The organism is Dulcicalothrix desertica PCC 7102, from assembly GCF_003991905.1.
GTDB classification, from domain to species: Bacteria; Cyanobacteriota; Cyanobacteriia; order Cyanobacteriales; family Nostocaceae; genus Dulcicalothrix; species Dulcicalothrix desertica.
This window is the reverse complement of sequence record NZ_RSCL01000032.1, coordinates 16,910-36,494: the sequence shown is the minus strand read 5'-3', so window position 1 is coordinate 36,494 and position 19,585 is coordinate 16,910. Positions and strand designations below refer to the sequence as shown.

The 19,585-nt window shown below is 39.8% G+C and carries 16 protein-coding genes and 2 pseudogenes; 10 read left to right on the top strand and 8 right to left on the bottom strand.

The window, feature by feature from the left end; genetic code table 11:
• Positions 1 to 373: 373 nt before the first annotated feature.
• Entirely contained in the window at positions 374 to 1,990 is a 1,617-nt protein-coding gene (cimA, locus tag DSM106972_RS42890) for a citramalate synthase (RefSeq protein ID WP_127086440.1), read from the bottom strand.
• 81 nt (positions 1,991 to 2,071) lie between these two features.
• Here cimA and DSM106972_RS42885 point away from each other — a divergent pair, with 81 nt between their 5' ends.
• The 6 genes and pseudogenes from DSM106972_RS42885 (at position 2,072) to DSM106972_RS42865 (ending at position 7,806) form a co-directional block, all read left to right on the top strand.
• Positions 2,072 to 2,410 (top strand): 2Fe-2S iron-sulfur cluster-binding protein, encoded by a 339-nt coding sequence (locus DSM106972_RS42885; protein WP_127086439.1) that lies wholly within the window; start codon positions 2,072 to 2,074, stop codon positions 2,408 to 2,410.
• Positions 2,411 to 2,461: 51 nt separating this feature from the next.
• Positions 2,462 to 2,797 (top strand): hypothetical protein, encoded by a 336-nt coding sequence (locus DSM106972_RS42880; protein WP_127086438.1) that lies wholly within the window; start codon positions 2,462 to 2,464, stop codon positions 2,795 to 2,797.
• A gap of 219 nt (positions 2,798 to 3,016) precedes the next feature.
• A pseudogene (gene thiO, locus DSM106972_RS56060) lies at positions 3,017 to 4,142 on the top strand (glycine oxidase ThiO); the annotation flags it as partial.
• A 65-nt stretch (positions 4,143 to 4,207) separates the two neighbouring features.
• Positions 4,208 to 4,987, top strand: a pseudogene (locus tag DSM106972_RS56055) (thiazole synthase); the annotation flags it as partial.
• Positions 4,988 to 5,096: 109 nt separating this feature from the next.
• Positions 5,097 to 5,267 (top strand): photosystem II assembly protein Psb34, encoded by a 171-nt coding sequence (psb34, locus tag DSM106972_RS42870; protein WP_127086436.1) that lies wholly within the window; start codon positions 5,097 to 5,099, stop codon positions 5,265 to 5,267.
• Between the two features lie 328 nt (positions 5,268 to 5,595).
• Entirely contained in the window at positions 5,596 to 7,806 is a 2,211-nt protein-coding gene (locus tag DSM106972_RS42865) for a tetratricopeptide repeat protein (protein WP_127086435.1), read from the top strand.
• A 272-nt stretch (positions 7,807 to 8,078) separates the two neighbouring features.
• On the opposite strand, the gene DSM106972_RS42860 is transcribed toward DSM106972_RS42865, so the two are convergent.
• Together DSM106972_RS42860 and DSM106972_RS42855 are read right to left on the bottom strand one after the other, a co-directional pair.
• Positions 8,079 to 8,459 carry a helix-turn-helix domain-containing protein gene (locus tag DSM106972_RS42860; protein WP_127086434.1) on the bottom strand — a complete coding sequence of 127 codons (381 nt, stop codon included), beginning with the start codon at positions 8,457 to 8,459 and terminating at the stop codon, positions 8,079 to 8,081.
• Complete coding sequence (locus tag DSM106972_RS42855) at positions 8,420 to 8,626, bottom strand: hypothetical protein (protein WP_127086433.1); 207 nt, start codon at positions 8,624 to 8,626, stop codon at positions 8,420 to 8,422. Before DSM106972_RS42855 ends, DSM106972_RS42860 begins: the two co-directional genes overlap by 40 nt.
• Here DSM106972_RS42855 and DSM106972_RS42850 point away from each other — a divergent pair.
• Both DSM106972_RS42850 and DSM106972_RS42845 read left to right on the top strand, forming a co-directional pair.
• Positions 8,619 to 8,867 (top strand): hypothetical protein, encoded by a 249-nt coding sequence (locus DSM106972_RS42850; protein ID WP_127086432.1) that lies wholly within the window; start codon positions 8,619 to 8,621, stop codon positions 8,865 to 8,867. The genes DSM106972_RS42855 and DSM106972_RS42850 overlap by 8 nt on opposite strands.
• Positions 8,868 to 9,018: 151 nt before the next feature.
• A complete protein-coding gene (locus tag DSM106972_RS42845) occupies positions 9,019 to 9,990 on the top strand; it encodes a nucleoside hydrolase (protein WP_127086431.1) in 972 nt (323 codons plus the stop codon).
• Between the two features lie 80 nt (positions 9,991 to 10,070).
• Here DSM106972_RS42845 and DSM106972_RS42840 read toward each other — a convergent pair whose 3' ends face one another.
• Together DSM106972_RS42840 and DSM106972_RS42835 are read right to left on the bottom strand one after the other, a co-directional pair.
• Positions 10,071 to 10,943 carry an NAD(P)-dependent oxidoreductase gene (locus DSM106972_RS42840; RefSeq protein WP_127086430.1) on the bottom strand — a complete coding sequence of 291 codons (873 nt, stop codon included), beginning with the start codon at positions 10,941 to 10,943 and terminating at the stop codon, positions 10,071 to 10,073.
• Positions 10,944 to 11,367: 424 nt separating this feature from the next.
• Complete coding sequence (locus tag DSM106972_RS42835; RefSeq protein WP_127086429.1) at positions 11,368 to 12,531, bottom strand: class I SAM-dependent methyltransferase; 1,164 nt, start codon at positions 12,529 to 12,531, stop codon at positions 11,368 to 11,370.
• Positions 12,532 to 12,725: 194 nt separating this feature from the next.
• Here DSM106972_RS42835 and DSM106972_RS42830 point away from each other — a divergent pair, with 194 nt between their 5' ends.
• On the top strand, positions 12,726 to 13,913 hold the full coding sequence (locus tag DSM106972_RS42830; protein WP_127086428.1) for a PAS domain-containing protein: 1,188 nt from the start codon (positions 12,726 to 12,728) through the stop codon (positions 13,911 to 13,913).
• A 194-nt stretch (positions 13,914 to 14,107) separates the two neighbouring features.
• Here the strand turns inward: DSM106972_RS42830 and DSM106972_RS42825 are convergent, their stop codons facing one another.
• Positions 14,108 to 15,292 carry an NAD(P)H-quinone oxidoreductase subunit H gene (locus tag DSM106972_RS42825; protein ID WP_127086427.1) on the bottom strand — a complete coding sequence of 395 codons (1,185 nt, stop codon included), beginning with the start codon at positions 15,290 to 15,292 and terminating at the stop codon, positions 14,108 to 14,110.
• Between the two features lie 366 nt (positions 15,293 to 15,658).
• On the opposite strand from DSM106972_RS42825, the gene rsmH reads away from it, so the two are divergent.
• A complete protein-coding gene (gene rsmH, locus DSM106972_RS42820) occupies positions 15,659 to 16,573 on the top strand; it encodes a 16S rRNA (cytosine(1402)-N(4))-methyltransferase RsmH (protein WP_127086426.1) in 915 nt (304 codons plus the stop codon).
• 227 nt (positions 16,574 to 16,800) lie between these two features.
• On the opposite strand, the gene DSM106972_RS42815 is transcribed toward rsmH, so the two are convergent.
• Together DSM106972_RS42815 and DSM106972_RS42810 are read right to left on the bottom strand one after the other, a co-directional pair.
• Complete coding sequence (locus DSM106972_RS42815) at positions 16,801 to 18,123, bottom strand: PAS domain-containing sensor histidine kinase (protein WP_127086425.1); 1,323 nt, start codon at positions 18,121 to 18,123, stop codon at positions 16,801 to 16,803.
• A 121-nt stretch (positions 18,124 to 18,244) separates the two neighbouring features.
• A complete protein-coding gene (locus DSM106972_RS42810) occupies positions 18,245 to 19,570 on the bottom strand; it encodes a PAS domain-containing sensor histidine kinase (protein ID WP_127086424.1) in 1,326 nt (441 codons plus the stop codon).
• Positions 19,571 to 19,585: the final 15 nt, after the last annotated feature.

The window sequence follows — 19,585 nt, the reverse complement described above, 5'->3', positions numbered from 1 at the left end:
GGGCGGGTTAACCAATATCCTAAAACGAAGCCTTTTCTCTCGTAAACCCGCCCCCACATATCCAGCAGTCTATATCATTAATTTTGATCAGTTGTAGCACAGGCATCCTTGCCTGTGCAGTAATGTATTTTTTACCACACGATTCTACCTTGAGATACGCCCAATATTGAAAACGAAAATTGACGTGTTTTTTCACAACGTATACAAGGCGCCATTACATAAACATTAGAACAGAAAAATATCGTAGGGGCGGGTTAACCAATATCCGTGCAGCGAAGCGAAATATCTCGTAAACCCGCCCCCATCCAGGATATAGAACGGGCAGGGATGCCCATTCCACAAGAAAATTTAGACACCCATCCCACAACAAAGTTTATATGATATGAACCGCACATTCATGCGGCGCCCCCACATTTAACATCAACCCGTATTCCAACCCCTCAACCACTGCCTGATACGAAGCATCTAAAATATTTGCTGACACACCTACAGTAGTCCAGCGCTGTTGCCCATTACGTGACTCAACCAACGCGCGCGTCTTAGCATTTGTACCCGCATTTGGATTAAGAATTCTCACTTTATAATCAGAAAGTTCAAATTCACTGATACGAGGGTAAAAATTTATTAGAGCTTTGCGTAATGCTGCATCCAAAGCTGCTACTGGCCCATTACCTTCTGCCGCTTGTAGAATATCTTTACCTTCCACAGCAACTTTTACTGTCGCAAGGGCATTATTTATTTCTTTCCCCCGTGCTAAGTCACAATGCACTTGAAACCCTTTGACTTCAAAAAATAGTTGCCTTGTACCTAATGCTTCACGCATTAGTAACTCAAAGCTCGCTTCTGCCCCTTCAAACTGATATCCTTCGCTTTCCAATGCTTTTAATTTTTCTAATATTTCTCGCGTCGCTGGGTTTTGTTTATTAAGTTCTATACCAAACGTGCGCGCTTTTGCTATCACATTGCTGACTCCTGCTTGTTCAGAAATTACAATCCGGCGCATATTTCCCACCTGTTCTGGCTGAATATGCTCGTATGTCAAAGGATTTCGTTCTACAGCAGAAACATGTATCCCTCCTTTATGAGCAAAAGCTGAACGTCCTACAAATGCTGCATGTTCATCTGGCGCCAAATTCACTACTTCACTAACGAAACGACTCGTTTCTGCTAATAGAGCTATTTGGTTATCTTCTATACATTGATAACCAAGCTTAATTTGAAGGTTCGGTATTAAAGAACACAAGTTAGCATTACCACAGCGTTCGCCATAGCCGTTGATAGTGCCTTGAACCATTGTGGCACCTGCCATGACGGCAGCAAGAGCATTGGCGACGGCGGTATCCGAATCGTTATGTGTATGAATTCCGAGTTTGACTTCTTTTAAATGGTTGGTGACATCGGATACTATTTGACTGATTTCGTGGGGCAAGGTGCCGCCGTTGGTGTCGCACAAAACTATCCATTCGGCGCCTGCTTTAACTGCTGTAGTTAAAGTTTGTAGAGCATATTCAGGATTATTTTTATAGCCATCGAACCAATGTTCGGCATCGTAAATAACGCAACGCCCCAGCAATCGAAGATACTCGATACTATCGCGAATCATTGCGAGATTTTCTGATAAAGTAGTTTTTATGCCTTCAATAACGTGTAAATCCCAAGATTTGCCGAAAATTGTCACCCAATGAGTGCCAGCAGCAAGGATTGCTTGTAACATTGGTTCTGTTGCAGCGGTTGTGTTAGGGCGCCGAGTTGAGCAAAAAGCTGTAACTTGTGCGTTCTTTAACGGTTCCGTTTGTAATTGCCAAAAAAATTGCACGTCCTTCGGATTCGCACCCGGCCAACCTCCTTCAATAAAGGGAACACCAAGCTCATCCAACGCGCGGGCAATTCGTAATTTGTCTTCAATCGACACCGATAAACCCTCACGTTGAGTGCCATCTCGAAGCGTGGTGTCGTAAAGCCAGATTTGAGGTGAAGAATTTTTGGTCATAACGTTCTTAAGAAGCAAGACAACTACCTCGGTGATGTGTAAATATACAACAGAAGCTATTGCACGTGAAGTGGAAATAACATGCCAAAGGTACTAGCTCAGGGTAAAGCAATTGAATGTAAAAGTGGAGCAAACTTAAGAAAAGTTTTGCTCGCCAATTATGTTGACCTGTACAATGGCGGTTCTAATGTAATTAATTGTCGTGGTATCGGCAGTTGTGGCACCTGTGCTGTTGAAGTAGAAGGGGAAGTGTCACCAAGCAACTGGCGTGATAACGCTCGTCGTTCTCTGCCTCCTCATTCTCCCACCAGAAATTTACGTCTCGCGTGCCAAACTCAAGTTTTAGGTGACGTAACGGTAACAAAATATGACGGATTTTGGGGACATGGTTCTCAAATTGTCTGGACTTCCCTTTCATAAGTGGAAGTAATAAGGTGTACACAAATAAATTTAATTAAGGGGAATATTTATATGGGTAGATGGACACCATTAGTTTTGATGGCAGGCGGTTTAGCGATATTGTTAGGTACTTTAATTGGTTCTTTGTATCCAATGGGTCCTCAAACTGCTCAGTCTCCTCAACAGGCGCCAAACCGAGCATCAAGCGTTTTGCCAGCTAACATCAATGTTAACAGCACAGCAACTGGTTCAGGCAATCGCGGCGCCGTGGCTCAAAACAACAACGCAGCTCCAAGCAACAATAATAATAGTTCAACCACAAACGAGACTAATATCGACCAAAACCAATCTACAACCTCAAGAGGTTCTGATTCCAATGGCAACACGCCAATTAAGGCTTTATGGTAAGCAGGTAAACAATTATTAATATAAAAGCACAACAGTAGTTATATTGTTGTGCTTTTGTTTTGTTGCATTACGAGTTATAAGTAGTTGTATCTGATGGCATAGAATTTGCGTTATGAGTGTAAGTGTTAGGTAGTTGTAAGTCCTGAAGAGGAGTTGTAACATAAAGACCCTTGACGAATGACTAATTACTAACGGCTAATAACTAACGACTTGTGAGCAATGGCTAGTGATATTTTAATTATTGGTGGTGGTATTATTGCTTTGGCAACCGCCATCGAGCTAAAGATACGGGGTTGCAATGTTACTGTAATCAGTCGCGATAATAAAGCTGCTGCTACTACTGCTGCTGCTGGAATGTTGGCGCCTGATGCTGAGAAGATTTTACCAGGGGCAATGCGTGATTTGTGTTTACGCTCACGTAGTCTTTACCCTGAATGGACAAGTAAACTCGAACAGCTTACAGGTATAAATACAGGATACTGGGCTTGTGGCTTTTTAACACCAGTATATGACGTAAAAGACAAAAATGAACAAGATAATCATTCTTATTGGTTAGACTTTCAAACAATTCACCAATACCAGCAGGGACTGGGCGAAGAAGTAATTGGTGGCTGGTGGTATCCTGAAGATGCACAAGTAGATAATCGTGCGCTAAGTCGAGCATTATTAACTGCGGCACAATCACTTGGTGTGGAAATAAAAGAAAATTGTCGCGTCAATGGTATTTTAATTTCTGCGGGTCAAATTACAGGTGTACAAACTAGTGCAGGTGTAATGAGTGCTGAACATTACATCTTGGCAACAGGAGCATGGACAAACGAATTGTTTCCTTTGCCTGTATATCCTCGCAAAGGGCAAATGTTGAGTTTGCGCGTTCCAGATTTCCTTACGGAATTACCCTTAAATAGAGTTTTATATGGTGAGGAAATATACATTGTTCCCAGGCACGATAGACGAATTATTATCGGCGCCACGAGTGAAGATGTTGGTTTCACACCTTACAATACTCCTAGCGGAATTCAAAGCTTACTACAAAACGCGATTCGATTATTTCCACAGTTAAAAGATTACCCAATAGAAGAAATGTGGTGGGGATATCGACCCGCAACTCCTGACGAATTACCAATTTTGGGTGAAAGTCCGTACTCGAACTTAACCTTTGCCACAGGACATTACCGTAACGGCATTTTGCTGACACCAATCACTGCATTACTAATTGCTGACTCTATTACACAGCATTCGAGTGATGCTTTACTTGAACATTTCCATTACTCTCGCTTCCAAAAAAACGAAAAAAGCTCTACACCTATGTTTACGCATTCCGCCAACTTTAGTAACGGCAATATAGTAAAAAGCAATATTGAAACGAGACTATCACTTTCCAATTCTTCAGTAGCACCCTCTGATTTGCTTCAAATTGCCGGAAAATCCTTTACTTCTCGTTTAATGACAGGTACAGGTAAATACCGCTCCATTGAGGAAATGCAAAAAAGTGTTGAAATGAGTGGTTGTCAAATAGTTACTGTTGCCGTGCGACGGGTTCAAACCAATGCTCCAGGACATGAAGGATTAGCAGAAGCACTTGATTGGGGTAAAATTTGGATGCTACCAAACACTGCTGGTTGTAAAACTGCTGAAGAAGCTGTTCGTGTAGCAAGATTAGGACGTGAAATGGCGAAGCTATTAGGACAAGAAGATAATAATTTTGTCAAGTTAGAAGTAATACCCGATGCTAAGTATTTGCTCCCAGACCCAATTGGTACATTACAAGCAGCAGAACAGTTAGTCAAAGAAGGATTTGCCGTATTACCTTATATTAACGCCGACCCAATACTTGCCCAACGTTTAGAAGAAGTTGGTTGTGCTACTGTAATGCCATTAGCGGCGCCTATTGGTTCAGGACAAGGAATACAAACAGCCGCCAACATCCAAATTATTATTGAAAACGCCAAAGTCCCCGTGGTCGTTGACGCTGGAATAGGCGCCCCATCTGAAGCAGCTAAGGCAATGGAAATGGGTGCCGACGCATTACTAATTAACAGTGCTATCGCTTTAGCACGAAACGCTCCAGCGATGGCACAAGCCATGAACCTCGCTGCAACTGCTGGGCGCCTAGCATACCTAGCAGGTCGAATGCCAATTAAAGACTACGCTAGCGCCTCCTCTCCCCTAACAGGAACCATTAATTAAAAGTGGAAAGTGTTCCTAACTTTTTTATAAACTTTTGTAAAGTAAGGTGAGAGTACTTATGCCTAGTTATGTAACATAAAGCAAAAGAACTTAAATAAAGGAACAATTCATGCCTTATACCACAGAAGAAGGCGGTCGTCTTAATAATTTCGCAAGAGAGCCAAAAGTATATACCGCAGAACCTCCAAATGACGGGCAAAAGCGTAACTACATTTTTCTGGGAGTTGCAGCATTTGTACTAGTTTGTGGTTTAATATTTGTGGCTTTTTCGGTATCTTGACCTTTAGAAAATAATACGTTCTTAAATATTTCTTCAAATTTGGATCAAATTTCAGCATTCTAAAACTTGAGAAAACCTCAAGCCAAAAAACTTGCTATCATTTTCAGGTTCCCACTCATAGTGTGAACCTGCTTTTTTATTTGTTAAAATTACATAAAGTAGTGCGTATAATAAGATACTTGTTTTGCTAATAACTTTAAAATCACTATTTGTCCTGAACAGCAGGATTTAAAGTAGAAAAACGAAGTCATTGCAAGAGCTATAGGTAGCAAAAAGCAAATATCTCATCCAATTAAATGTAAACAGCAAGTAGGCATGTGACGCCACCATGAGCGTGAATGAAGCTACACACCCAGAAAATTCAGCTTGGAACAAGCAAGTGTACCACCGTCTCAAGCTTGCCCTAAGTCTTGGCTTGCGGAGACAAGTCTTTTTGGCGGTGTGTGATGATTTAAACCTCCGAAATCAGGTGGCAGCACGGTTGCATTCAACACTGGCGTACCCAGTAGGGCAGGTTTTGTACCAGCAGACCAATTTAATGGAAGCTAGTACATCAGCGTATCCGCGACTGGTAACGTTACGGTTGAATTTGAGTGACCCAAACCCTATTGCCCAAATTAACCAGTGGTTAATAAATTATCCACCACCAATTGTAGGTGGCACGAAAGATACTCCAGGTAGACCGCTACCAATACCAGCATTTCAAATAGTTGGAGTTGAGCAGTTAACGCGACAACCTGTTGCAGCGCAGCGGTTATTTTTACACTATTTGCGGCTAACTGAACAGCGTATCTCAACACAGGAATCAAATCGATTTTTAGAGTCGAGTTTATTACTCTGGGTACCGCGTCCGTGGTTACATGCTATACAACAATCGGCGCCACAGTTTTGGCGGTGTCGAACGGGTGTGTTTACTTTTGCTGGAGAACCAACACCTACAGCTAAAACTAAGGGTTCAGAAAGATTTTCATCCCAGGAAGTAGATTTAGGCAATCTGGAGGAATCTATATTAAATGATGCTATTCTTCCTGGTGGAGTAGGTAGCGAAGATGTATCATTTGATTTTCAACCAACCGAACAACCCGTCAATCGTAGCCACAAAAAGAAAGAACCAAAACCGTTAAAATCAGAACTGCTCGCGGTAGGATTACCTAGTGATGAACCTGCAAGTAGAGAAACAAGTAGAGAAACAAGTAGCGAAATTTCTAACGCACCTGAAAAGTCTGCACTCGAACATTTTACGCATATCACCAAAGAATTAGTCGAGCTTGTGCTGGCGACGTTGGATACTCGTGCAGAAGGTGAAACAACTTCACCCCAAGTAATTTTAGAGGAAATTGAAGAATTACATAGTCAAAAAGCAGTTCCTGAAAGTTTAGCGCTTGGATATCAAAAGCTTGGTAATTTATATCGCTTGCGGATTGAGCAGGGACAGTCTAACTTAGAAAGTTTAATGGTGGCGATAATAGCTTATCAAGAGGCAATTACATATGATGAAGTATCGCCTCAAGTTCCTGATATATTGAATGACTTGGGGACTTTATATTGGATGTTATACCGTACTCCTCCCAACTCAGAGGAGGGACAGTCATATATTGAGCAAGCAATCGAGTTTTATCAACTATCATTAAAATTAGTATCACCGCAAACCAATCCTGAAACTTACGCGCGGGTACAAAATAATTTAGGTACAGCATACGGTGACTTGGCGCGCTTTTCCAGTCCGGCAGAAAACTGGCAGTCAGCAGTGGCCGCATATTCCGAAGCACTGCGCTATCGAACTCCAGACATGGAACCGCTTAAATTTGCTGCATGTCAAAATAACTTGGGCACTGCGTACTGGCACTTGGCACAGTACAACCTTCCTGTTGTGCATTTAAAAAAAGCCATTACTGCGTATAATTTCGCGTTGGTGTATTACACCCCTAATCAAGAACCCTTAAAATATGGGATGATTCAAAACAATATTGGTACTGCTTATTGGAATTTAGCCCAGTACGAACACGAGTGCGAACATCTACGCACTTGCATTGGCGCCTATAACGAAGCCTTAAAATTTAGGACACCAGCAAATCAACCTGCTGCATGTTCTGCGACACAAAATAATCTTGGAACCGCTTATTGGCATTTAGCAAATCAAGTTAAAACACCAAAAGAAGAACGATACGAATATTTAGAACAATGTATTAAGTCTTATAAAGAAGCATTAAATTTAGCGCATTCACTAAGCGGAATCACATTAAGCTTTGATGTTTTTGCCACGCATAACAACTTAGGGTTAGCGTACTATCAACTTGTTACCGATGCTTATTATGATGGAAATAAAAATGAACGCTCGCAACATCTAGAAGCTTCGTTAGAAAACCATTTACAAGCGCTTAATGGTATGAGTAAACAACCTGAAACGTATCAAACAACGCTCTCATATATAATTAAAACTATACGCGAATTTCATAACGAGTTAGGTATTCAAGGGCAAAATTTAGCTTTATCTAAAGTTCCTGGTTCGTTGTTACCAGAAATTTTGCCTAAGTTGTAATCCTGGCAACGGATTATAACGGATGTAACGGATAGTTGATTCATCTACTTTTATTCATCCGTAGCATAGGCGTCCCGCCTGTGCTACACAAATCCCCATTATAAATAATACAGTTGACAGCATCCGTGCATTTAATAGTACATATATGTCGTTAAGCTGGACTTAATTGAGGCGCCACATTTTTCTCTTTTTTTGCTATCACAAAAGGTCGTCATCATGACTCTAAAATGGCAGCCAAAATTGTAGGGCGGGTTAACCTATATATTGCCACACTATGCCGCAATTGTACTTTTTTCACCACCATCCGCATCTTTCTGTTTTGATTTTTGCTTGGATGCTGGCTTCTTACGGATGTCACCTGAAGAGTAATCTACATCAAAATCGCGCTGCTCAGTATAGCGAAATTCAACTAAATCATCAAGTTGAATCAACATTCGATAATTCCCACGACTTTCACATATATAATTAATCGCACTTACTATCTGTATCCAACGTTTCTCGTTAATTTGTGGCAAATACTCAGCTTGGCGCCATCTAGTAACATTACTGACATCAATTTTCAATACACGCGCAAACTCGGTCGAGCCTATATCACGCTCGTCCATCAATCTCTTCAAATTCCAACGTACAGCGCCAACTGCTTTTTTAGCCATTTAAAACCGCGCCTTCCAATACCAAACACCGAACAACCATCAGCAGAATCATATAGTGCGGCAGAAATTGCGGCACTGCTACGCGACTGCGATACTTGGCTCGAAATCACAGTAATTACTTCAAAGCTAGATAAGCCTACACGCATGGCATCTTGGTCAATGCTCACTAAAGAAGAACAAAACCGCATTTACGAAATAAAATCAATTGCTACGGAAGAAAAAAATCAAAATATCACCACTGATGAACCTGCATCAATCAAAGTCGGTGACATAGTAGTTTGGGACAACTGCTATCCTCACCTCAGTAGTTGGCAGCCTTTTAGAGTGCAGCGAATCGAAGTTAATGGCTCTGTCAAACTCGAAAACGTCATTAATTTAATACCAATTGAAGAATTGAAATTAGCGTGACTGTCAATCATTTGCGGTAAAATAGTTAACGAATTAGTTACTAAGAATCCTAAATGATTTTTTGAAAATATTTAGTTATTTGTAAGCTTGGCTTCGCTACCAAGACAATGGTGGGCTTAAGCCACCCGAAGTAATATATCAAACAATTTACATGCAAAATAAAACCAAAATCATTTTAGATACAGATCCAGGTGGCGATGATATTTTTGCGTTGCTGTGGCTTTTAAGTTTGGTGAAACAAGGTTTTGTGGAGTTGATAGCTGTTACTACTGCTGAAGGAAATGTGAATGCTAAGACTACGTTTGCTTGTGCTAGTCAGGTGCTTAATTTTACTGGTTTTGCACAAATAGAGTTAGGCAAGGGAGTTGTAGAACCTACTGATATCGAGGATGCTGCTTATATTCACGGCGCCGATGGTATGGGAGGATTATCAGAAAGTTTACCAGATGTCAAGCACGATTATAGAAACGCACGCTATTCTGATGACATTATAATAGACAAGCTAAATGCCTACCCTGGAGAAATAACTTTATTAGCTGTGGCGCCATTAACAAATCTTGCTGCTGCTGAAATTAAATCTCCTGGTATTTTAAAAAAGGCTAAAGAAATTATAGTAATGGGTGGCGCCTTTGCAGTACCAGGAAACGTCACCTCACTAGCAGAATTTAATATCGCTTTTAATGTTGACGCTGCACAACTTGTATTTAATAGTCGTAATGATACTGTTGTATTGTCGTTAGATGTGACTAACGAGTTAATTTTTACAAAAGAAATGGCAGAGGAAGTTTATTTGTCTAACTCACAAAACCCTGTAGCGAAATTTATCGTGCAGTTATGTGAGTTTTTGACTTATACCTCATTAACTTACCGTCAAACAGAAGGTATAAAAGGCTTTCTAGTTCATGATGCTGCGACTGTTGCTTATTTGTTTTATCCAGAAACTCTTTTACTACAACGCGCGCAAGTTGATATAGAAACAGCAGGTAAATTTACCAAAGGTCAAACCATTATAGATAATCGACACGTAGCGAAAGCTTCGGTAAATGCTTGGGTAGCGTTACAGGTAGATGCTGTAAATTTATTGGCAAGTTTGGTAGAAGATTTAAAAGTGCTGATATCTTAAAGATGCTACCCTGCGGGAAAACTGCGTTAACGTTCCTCAGCATGACTTAAAGATGCTTCGTTCCTCAGCATGACATGATGTTATTCAGCGTCAGGGGATGAGGTCATTGCAGCAAAAAGTGAAGAGTAATCAGAAGAAGCAAATGACATGCGAATTGCTGTATCAAGAATACTACGGACACCATCAATGCCATTGATATTCAAACCCGCATTTTTTGCTTCATCAATAAATAAATCTGTATCTTTCAGTAGATGTTTAGTAGGAAAACTAGGATTGTCATAATTATTATCAAGCATTCGCTGTAACTTGTTGTCAAAAGTTGGTGCGTATAAAGCGCTTTCACGTAAAATTTGCATGAACACATTTACGTCTATATCTTGACGCTGTACAAATTTTAATGAGAGTGCAAAAGCTGCTGTCAGTGAACTAATTAGCTGGTTAAATGCTAGTTGTAAACCTGCTGCAGTTCCTACTTGTCCTACATATACAGGTTTTGGACCAAAGTGTTTTAGTAATTCTAAATTACGCTGATACTGTTCGCGATAGGCGCCAACCATTACAATTAGTTTACCCTGAGTCGCTTCAGTAGTGCTGCCCAAAACAGGCGCCTCAATATATTCTCCTCCAGCAGCAACAACAGTATCGCGAATTTCTTTGCTTTCTGTCGGGGTAATAGTCCCCATTTGAATTACAGTGCGTCCAGCTAACATTCTAAACGAAGTATCCGAAAGTAAAACGCTGTAAATAGCTGGAGCATTAGTTAACATCAGTATTACATAGTCTGCCGCACGAATCGCATGACGTGGGTGTTCAGCAATTTCTGCTCCTTTCTCTTTGAGTGGCGCCAATTTTTCTCTTGTACGGTTATAAGCAATTAAATCTACATCTGCTTCTAATAACCGCTGCGCCATCGGCAACCCCATTAGTCCTGTTCCCAGAAATGCCACCTTCATACTGTATCCCAATACTTGTTCTTTATATTCTCTATCCTAATTGTTAATTATTTATGTTTGAAAGTACAATCGCTACGAACAATAACTTCTTAATTAATAAATTATTTCAAAAGTTAGTTAATAACAGTGCTGAGTGCTGAGTGCTGAGTGTTGAGTGCTGAGTGCTGACTTGTAAGTGATAAATACTCAGAACTCAGCACTTTCTACTCAGCACTCATTTAGCCACCTGCTGCAAATGTTACCATTATTAGCACCGAGAGTAAAATACCTGGGGTAAGTAGTCCTACTAACATTAATAAATCGTGAGTACTCATTGTTTTTTACCTTGTTTTTTAGGTTTCAGTCTCTTTTTAGACTCTAAACGTTGAAATGCCGAATCGGCTAGTTTTACAAAAAGATTAACAATATTTTAATTTTTACTCTATTAAAGCGAAGGATAGGTCAAACCTTTGAGAGGTTGTGTGGGAGTGAATCCTTTGCTTTGAACCAAAACACCAAAATCTCCTAGTCCCATTGGGTCAATTAGTTGGTGTAATGAGTCACGGCGCCGCAGCATGTCGGATACTGAAAGATTAGATTGACTGATGTTGGCAATTCTTTCTCCTAAACCTAATGCCATCAAAAACAAACCTTGCTGTGTAAATCCGACTTTAGCCAATCCGCAAGTTTCACCCCATCTTTCTAAAGCAGTAAAGTCTACATGTGTAGTGATATCTTGCTTTCCTATATTTATATATGGATTATCGTGGCGCCGATGTTGGTAATAGCATTGCAGTGTACCTTTATTTCTACGAGGATTGTAATAACGATGTGCTGGGTAGCCATAGTCTATAGTAAGTACATACCCACGCTGTAATTTATCAGCGACTTGCGTTAGCCAATTGAGTGCTGAATTGTTAATTTCACTACGATATCCTGTAGGGTAATTACTGATATCAATTTCGATTAAATCAAAATATTGTTTTAGTTCTGGCGTTGAAGGTTCATCAATAATTTCTATGAATGTATCTTGATTGACTTGTTCTACTGAGTGTGATACGCCAACATAAACCTCTTTTAATTGCCCCTCTTCTACTACAAACTGATGTACTGGCAAAGCATCTACCAGTTCATTAGAAAAAAAACATCCAACTACTGAATTATTTTCTATATGTTCTAAATCGCACCAGTATGCAGAAAACCCTTGCAATTTTTCCTGCTGTACTTGTTTTAATAGGGGTGATTTTTCTACTATGGTATATTTCAAAACAGTAAATAAATCACTATGATGCATCCGTAGGTAATTTAAAATATCAACAGCTAAATAACCTTGTCCGGCGCCCATTTCTACAAGCGTAAACGGTGCTGGTTTTCCAAGAATTTCCCACATCTCGACAAATTGTATTGCCAACATTTCACCAAAGTCGGCGCCGAGGTGAACCGAGGTAAAAAAATCTCCACTTACGCCTATATTCGCTGCTTTTTGAGTGTAATAACCGTAATTAGGATGATATAATACTATATCCATATATTCGGCAAAAGTAATTCTCTGTTCAACTTTGGAGGTGATACAGGCAATAATTTCATTAGTAAAAGTTATAGGTTCCATTAAAATATGTAGGAGTTGTTAACTAAGCAATTTTAATATGACAATAATTTTGCAAATTGATTATATATACCATAAGTAAGTTGGCGTACTAAAACTAAACTATATAAAGTTTTGTAAGAGTAGGTAAAGGTTTTCGCTTTTACTTCACCTTAACCCCTTTAATACAGTTACATTTATTTGCACCGACTTAACTTATGCGCCCAATACTACCAGGTGGCAAAATTCTGGTTGTTGATGATAATGCTGATATGCGTGATTACTTACAGCGCATTCTTTCTGTACATTGGAGCGTTGAAGTCGCAAATAATGGCGAACAAGCAGTAATGTCTATAATTAACAACCCGCCAGACCTTGTTGTTACAGATATGAATATGACGGGAAGTGATGGTTTAGCGTTGCTGCGTGAGATTCGTGCAAATCGAAATACCATACCTGTATTAATGTTGACAGCACAAGCGGACGAAGAAACTGCTGTAAACGGTTTGTTTGAAAGCGCCGATGATTTTATCGTAGAACCATTTGGGGCACGCGAACTAATAACGCGCGTTGTCGCACAGCTTGAGGTTAGTCGCATTCGGCAATATAACCGACAAGCAGTTTTAGCTTCTGAGGAACGATATTGTCAGTTGTATGAGAATTTACAAAAAAAAGAGGAACAACTTGCTTATGCACAACGTGCTGCGGGCATAGGATTATGGAGCTACGATTTAAAGACAAATACAGGTTTTGTGACTTCAGAATGGCGCCATCTAATGGGATATCCAGAAGATGATGAAGCTTGGAGCTTTGCAAAATTTCTTATGTGTGTACATCGTGATGACCAAAAGCGAATTAAAGCGACCCATTGGAAAGCCGTGAATAGTGAATTAGGCTTGGATACTGAATTTCGTATCAACCACCCGAAAAAAGGACTACAATGGATTCTCTCGCGCGCTCAATATATTCCACCTACCGAAAATAATGATGCAGCTCGTTTACTCGGTTACATTATGAACATTACTGAGCGTAAACAATTTGAGCAAGTGCTACGTTTAAGCCAGGAACGTTATAACTGCTTAAAAATGGTAACTGCGGCAATTGTCTGGACTGCGGCGCCGGACGGTCGCATTATAGAGGATGTACCAATGTGGGAAGCATTTACAGGTCAAACTCCTGCCGAGTATAAAGGTTATGGCTGGTTAAATGCACTGCACCCAGATGACCGCGACCCAACTTTAACTCTGTGGATAGATGCGCTTGAAATAAAACATCCCATAGAAGTTTTATTTAGACTTCGCTTGCGTGATGGCACATACCAAGAAATGCTAGCAGTTGGATTACCTGTTTTCGATGTGGATGGCAACGTATGGGAATGGGTAGGAACCGTCACAGAAATAAGGTAGGGGCGGGTTAACCCAAATTTTCAACTATCAATTAGGATATTGTAAACCCGCCCGCATTGCGTTGGCGCCACAAACCCAAATTTGGAATCATCAATTCGGATATTATAAACCCGTGCGTGGGGTGGGGCGGGTTTAGCACGCATGTCAACTACCAAGAAGGGTATCGTATAACCCGCCCCTACGGATATCACCGTTTATCGGTCTACGGAACCCATGATAATGTCGATACTACCTAAAATTACTACGATATCGGCAACTTTAACACCGCGTAATAATTCAGGCAGAATTTGCAAATTATTATAATCTGCTGGACGAATTTTAAAGCGCCAAGGGAATACATTATCATCACCAACCATATAAATTCCTAATTCACCCTTACCGCTTTCAACACGCGCGTAAGCTTCACCTTTAGGAATTTTGAATGATGGAGAGACTTTTTTCGCAACAAACTGGTAATCAAAACCGTTCCACTCAGATTTTGCACCTTCCATCATTCTCTTGGCTTCGAGGTTTTCATAAGGTCCACCAGGAAGTCCTTTTAATGCTTGGCGAAGAATTTTTACTGATTCGCGCATTTCCCGCATCCGCACTACATAGCGTGCCATGCAGTCACCACCAGTTTCCCAATGTACTTCCCAGTCAAAATCATCGTAACATTCGTAGTGGTCAACTTTACGTAAGTCCCATTTCACGCCACTAGCACGTAACATTGGACCAGAAAGTCCCCAGTTTATTGCTTCGTCACGGGTAATAGTACCAATACCTTCAATACGGCGCCGGAAAATTGGGTTATTAGTCACCAATTTTTCATACTCGTCTATTTTAGGTACAATGTAATCGCAGAATTCAAAGCATTTGTCAACCCAACCATAAGGTAAGTCAGCAGCAACACCACCAACACGCCAATAGTTATTATTAACCATCCGATAACCTGTAGCAGCTTCCCACAGGTCATATATCAATTCGCGTTCACGGAACTGGTAGAAAAAGGGAGTTTGGGCGCCAACGTCCGCAAGAAATGGGCCAAACCATAGTAAATGGTTAGCGATGCGGTTTAATTCCAGCATTATCACGCGAATGTATGACGCGCGCTTGGGTACAGTTATACCAGCAATTTTTTCTGGTGCATTTACAGTAACAGCTTCGTTGAACATACCAGCTGCATAGTCCCAACGACTCACATAAGGGACATACATTATAGTACTGCGGTTTTCTGCGATTTTTTCCATTCCCCGGTGTAGATAACCTATCACTGGTTCGCAGTCAATACAGTCCTCACCGTCGAGGGTAACAATTAACCGCATAACCCCGTGCATAGAGGGGTGATGCGGGCCCATGTTCAGCACCATCGGTTCGGTTCTAGTTTCAATTCTTGCCATAAATTTTAGCGTTCTCCAGTTTGTAAAAATTTAAAATTGAACCGCGCACGATTGCTTTAGTTATGCTATGGTGTCCCAACGTGTAGGCACTTAGGGAATAAGATTAAGATGTTTAGTTTTGTTGCACATATTCAATTATATTGATATTGAGATTGAACCAACGAGCGGCGCCGGATTTTTTTTAAGAATATTGTCCCAAAGGGCTTAAAAATTGACCAATCAAGACGCACAAACCAAATTTACCAATTTTACTCCTATATATAGTTGAACTAAATATCTTAATACCCAATCACAAGCATAAGAAAATACTTACCGGTTCACTCCGCAACATACAAGTCGCTTTTAGTCAATATTATATTGTTACTTATGAACCCCGACTCTTTAAAATCGCTTGCTCCCGAAGAACTGATATTTTCCCATATTCCTGTCTTACCAACTGAAGTAGTCTCTGGTTTGGCAGTACGTGCGGGTGGTCACTATTTAGATGCTACAGTTGGTGGTGGTGGTCATACTCGTTTGATTTTAAATTCGGCGCCTAACGTTAGAGTCACAGCACTCGACCAAGATGAAGAAGCTTTAGCTGCTGCACAAAAAGAACTAGCGGAGTTTGGGGACTCTGTAAAATTTATTCATACTAATTTTGCAACTTTTAACTACCCACCTCTTAGTTATGATGGAATTTTGGCTGACTTAGGTGTAAGTTCGCATCATCTCGATACACCCGAACGTGGTTTTAGTTTCCGTAAAGAAGCTAATTTAGATATGCGAATGAATCAAAAGCAATCTTTAACTGCTGCGGATATTATCAACCATTGGAGTGAAGCTGACATAGTTGATATTTTCTTTAAATATGGTGAGGAACGATTATCACGACGTATCGTTAGACGCATTATAGAAAAACGTCCATTTTACACAACTACACAATTAGCTGACACTATAGCATCTGCCGTACCAGCAAAATACCGTCACGGAAGAATTCATCCTGCCACCCGTGTCTTTCAAGCATTACGCATCGCAGTTAACGACGAATTGAAAGTTCTCGAAACCTTTTTAGCAAAGGCGCCTTATGGATTGGCGCCTGATGGTAGACTCGTAATTATTAGCTTTCACAGTCTCGAAGACCGTTTGGTTAAACATACTTTACGTGAATCACCTTTGTTAAAAGTTGTAACGAAAAAGCCAATTATTGCCCAAGAAGAAGAAATCATCAAAAATTCCCGTTCTCGTTCAGCTAAGTTACGAGTCGCAGCAAAACTGGCAACGGATGATGAGCGGATGTAACGGATAATTTGTTTTATATAACAAGTCTTGTTTGTAACTGATAGCTCATCCGTTACATCCGTTTTATCCGTTGCCAAGTTCTCTTGTAATTTGTTTTATATAACAAGTCTTGTTTGTAACTGATAGCTCATCCGTTACATCCGTTTTATCCGTTGCCAAGTTCTCTTGTAATTTGTTTTATATAACAAGTCTTATTTGTAACTGATAGCTCATCCGTTACATCCGTTTCATCCGTTGCCAAGTTCTCTTGGTAATTCAACTTTAAAAGTTGAACCTTCTCCAAGTTGACTTTCAACGGTAATAGTTCCATGCATTAATTTGACTAGTTTGTCAACTATCGCAAGTCCTAAACCTGTACCTCCATGTGTACGGCAGTATGTTTGGTTTACTTGTCGAAATTCTTGAAATATATATTTAATATCGTTTTTAGAAATACCTATACCTGTGTCTCGCACTACTATTGCAATGCGATTTTCAGATGCTTCATATACTTCAAGTATTACGCTACCTTTATCAGTAAACTTGATAGCGTTATCGAGAAGGTTAACTAAAATTTGACGAACACGGTCGCTATCACCAATTATTGTGGGATTTTGTAATTTAATCTCAACTAACAATGATAATTTTTTGCGCTCTGCAAGGTGTTGTAGTTCTTGAGTAACCGTTTGAATGAGTTCAGCTAAGTTGAAAAGTTTCGAGTTTAAACTTAACTTGCCTGATTCTAAAGCTGTAAAATCAAGAATATCTTCGATTAATGCCAGCAAATGCTTGGCATTATTGTATATTCGCTCTACCATGTTTTTCAACTGCGGCGCCAAAAGCTGATATGGTTGACGTAGAAGCAGTTGAGCAAACCCTAATATTATATGCATAGGGGTACGCAGTTCATGCGACATCATCGCCATAAACTGTGACTTTAACTGTGCTGTCTCTTGGAGCTTTAAATTTTCAGATTTAATTGCCTGCACTTCTTCTGCTTGCTTACGTGCGCTAATATCACGTATCAACCAATGAAAATGGATTTCGTCATCAAGATTTTTGACTGTGTTTACACTAATTATCGCAGGAAATGTTTGACCGTTTTGTTTACAGAAAATAACTTCCCAGTCTTTAAGTGTTTGTTCTGATGGTAGTCTCTGTAACTGATGATGAAATGCATGATGTTGATGTTGGGGTAAAAAATCAATCAATGATTTATTTGCCCAGACATTCAGTGAGTGAATTTGTAATTGAAATAAATTGGCAGCAGCACGATTGGCATCTATGATATTGCCATTACGGTCAGTAATTAAATAAGCATCGGGAGCGAAGTTGAACAAATTGCGATAGCGCTGACGTTCAAGTTCTGCACTCTGATAACAGTTGGCTAATTGTTCTTTCTGATTTAGTAACTCATTGTGTGTAACTCGCAGTTCCTCTAAAGCATCGTGGAGTTGGTTAAAAGCTTGCACCAACAAACCTGGTTGTAGCGATGAGGGTTCAGCGAGACTTTGATTAAGTGTCTCCGTTCGTCGCTGTACTGCATTAATTTGTCGAGCAAATCTGTCCATAACTCACATACCGCTATTTCCCCTTCATTTAATATCGTAGTTGGTTTACCCAATGATTCGACTCTATCTACAGTCAAGCTATTGTCAGTACTTTAGGGTAGAAAATTTTTGTATAGCAGAATTAAACTTTGTTGCTGACTACTACTTTGGGTAATTCGACGCAAAAAGTAGAACCTTCACCGATTTTACTATTAACAGAGATATTACCTTGCATCAAGCTAACTAAATGGTTTACAATTGCTAGTCCCATTCCAGTACCATTGTATTTGCGTACAGTAGTTTGGTTGATTTGGCGAAAGGCTTGAAAAATGTATTTTAAATCTGCTTCGTCAATTCCAATTCCGGTATCTTGAACACAAATTGAGATTTTGTTTTGTGGTAGTTCTTTGACGTTAATATCTACACTACCTTTATCTGTAAATTTAATTGCATTAGAAACTAAGTTAACTAAGATTTGCTTGATGCGAATGCTGTCGTTCACAACAAAATTATCTTTAACTTCAAGATTTAAATTGAGTATTAAATTTTTGGTTTGTGCGATTGGACGCAGTTCATTTATAGTTGATATTATTAATTCAGGGAAATTAAATTGTTGTAATTGTAACTGTAATCGATTTGACTCTAATTTAGAAACATCGAGCATATCTTCGATTAAATTTAATAATTGCTTGCCATTATTAATAATTCTTTCTATCATCATCGAGCAATTTGATGAAGACTGCTTTTGAACTTGACGCTGAAGTAAACTCGCAAAACCTAAAATTGCATGTAACGGTGTGCGTAATTCATGAGATACTATTGACATAAATTGCGATTTCAATTTGGCGGATTCTTCGAGTTGCAAATTTTGCACTTCTACCGCACGTAATTTTTCTTCCGTTTGCTTACGCTCTGTAATATTTCGTAACATCCAGCGCCAACCTTGAACCTTACCGTTTTCGTTTTTGACTGTAGTTATACTGATAGAAACGTCAATTATACTACCTCCGCGTGGTTGTACACGAATTTCCCATTCCGAAATTCGCTCGCACTCATGCAGTCGCAATATTAAAGAACGAAATGCCCGACGTTCAGATTCTGGGATAAAATTAACCAAAACTTTGCCTTCAAGGAAATGCTTGGGAATATTAAGCATTTCAGCGGCAGCATTGTTTGCCTTTTGGATTTTTCCGTCGGTGTTAGTTACTACATAACCATCCGGCGCCAAGTCAAAAAGTTCTTGGTAGCGTTCTCGTTCTTGAGCAAGTGAAAAATGTGTCTCTGCTAAACTTTGATTTTGTGCGCGTAATTCTTCTTCTGCTACCTGCAACTCTTCTAAAGCAACATGAAGTTCCTCAACAGCTTGGACTAACAAATCTTGTTCGTGCAAAGGCGATTCATTAATTTGTTGATTGATTTTTTGTGTATTTTTGTATACTTTTTGTATTTTTTGATGAAAATCATGCATAAATAAGACCTTACT